The sequence below is a fragment of the Wolbachia endosymbiont of Pentalonia nigronervosa genome, from assembly GCF_014534705.1.
GTDB lineage: Bacteria > Pseudomonadota > Alphaproteobacteria > Rickettsiales > Anaplasmataceae > Wolbachia.
Window position 1 is genome coordinate 1 of the sequence record NZ_JACVWV010000169.1, and the last position, 1,188, is coordinate 1,188.

Here is a 1,188-nt window from a genome sequence, read left to right on the forward strand (position 1 = left end):
GAACTACTATCGCAGGAAATAACAACAGCATTGGAGGAGTTAGCAATTCAGCAAGGAGAAAAAAATGACTGATTCACTAAAAAGCAAGCAAATATATTTAGAGTTCATAGGATGTTTAATAAACCAATCTAACATTGACATTAATAAACGTGGAATAAATGGTAAAACCCCACTACATTGTGCTATAGAACTCGATGAGATGAGCTTAGTTGATCTTTTGCTGAGTAAGAGAAGCATAAATCCGCTGATAACTGACAATGAAAACAAAAGTGCCCTGGATTATGCAAAAGATAATAGAGTATTACAGGTGCTAATCAACCACAAATACGGGTTAGAGAAAGACAGCTTACTTCACTTAGCTGCAATATTGAACGAAGAAAATGCAGTAAGGTTTTTGCTTAAAAATGGTGTTGATGCAAATGTACAAAATGCTCTTCTTCACACGCCACTACACTTAGCAGCTGGAATGGGGCATGAAAAGGTAGTAGAAATTTTAATTAAGGAAGGAAAAACAGACAAAGATGTTTTAGATATCAGAAACCATACACCACTGCACTATGCAGTAAATAACAAGAAGCTAAGAGTAGTGAAACTGCTCTCAAACTTAGGTGCAGATGTAAATAGAATTGGTAGTGGTAAAAGTGCAATGAGGCTATCTTCTTTGCATATAGCGGTAAATAACACTAATTATGACGAGAGGGACTTATGTCTTGATATAGTAAGATGTTTAATCAACGCACCAAATGCTGAGATTAACCTGCAAGATTATGAAAAGAAGACACCACTACACTATGCTGAAAGGGTAAAGAATGTAGAAGTACTACTTGCCAGAAAAGATATAAACCCTTTAATGAAAGATGATGATGGCAAAACACCACTTTGTTACGCAAGAGAGGAAAATAAACAGGATATAGTCAAGATATTAATAAATAATAGGTATGGGCAAGAGAAGAATAGTTTACTGCATTTAGCTGCTGAAAAAGGAAGTTCAGAATTAATAGACAGCATTTTGGATGAAGGAGTTGAAGTAGATACTTTAAATGAGAGTGGAGAATCAGCAATATATCTTGCCGCAAAAAATGGTCACCTTAATGCAGTCAAATTATTGTTAAAGAAAGGAGCAGATGCTACGGATGTTTTTCAGCATGCGATAATAACAAACAATGCAAAACTGATCAAATTATTAGG

The 1,188-nt window shown here is 35.0% G+C and carries 1 protein-coding gene; it reads left to right on the plus strand.

All coding sequences use genetic code 11. From position 1 onward, the window contains the following. Positions 1 to 64 precede the first annotated feature (64 nt). A partial coding sequence (locus tag IC220_RS07710) for an ankyrin repeat domain-containing protein (RefSeq protein WP_188153810.1) occupies positions 65 to 1,188 on the plus strand: 1,124 nt, incomplete at its 3' end.